Origin of the sequence: Bacillus sp. H1a, assembly GCF_000633475.1 — a bacterium.
In the GTDB taxonomy this organism is placed as follows: Bacteria; Bacillota; Bacilli; order Bacillales; family Bacillaceae_G; genus Bacillus_A; species Bacillus_A paramycoides.
Map to the genome: position 1 here is coordinate 1 of NZ_AYMH01000121.1, position 494 is coordinate 494.

Sequence of the window (494 nt, forward strand, 5' to 3'; positions counted from 1 at the left end):
ATATCCTAAGTCACGAATATACAGTTCATTCTTTTGTGCCATACCTGTTCGAGTCGCACCATACGCCTGATCACTTCGTTTTCCTGGTTCAATTTTCACATCAGAAAATTCTCCACTCAACAAGTCATACTCTAGTTGAATTTTCACACCAGCTTTATGACTACATCCTCCGGCACCAGGATAAGTAGATGCAAATCGATCCGGCACTTGAAATGTTGTAGAATCAAGGATAAGAATACGCTCAAAGTAAGCAGAAAGAGCATGAGAAATCTTAGATAATCCCCCAATTTTAGCTTGTAGAAGTGTAGTAAATACAGTTCGAAAGAAGTCTACAGAAGCCGAGTTAAATCGCCGATTAAGTCCCTCAGGACTTAATAAAATTCCTGTTGAAGTTTCTAATTGACTACAAAGCTGAGTAAGAGAGGTAGTAGCGATTTGTTGATTTAACCATACACACAAAGATAAAAAATGGTGCCCATGGCACTTACGTTTTC

General features: G+C 38.7%; 1 protein-coding gene. It reads right to left on the minus strand.

Annotation, left to right across the window (positions count from 1 at the left end):
* The coding region (locus U860_RS0130315; RefSeq protein ID WP_025151403.1) for an IS4 family transposase at positions 1 to 494 on the minus strand (494 nt) is incomplete at both ends.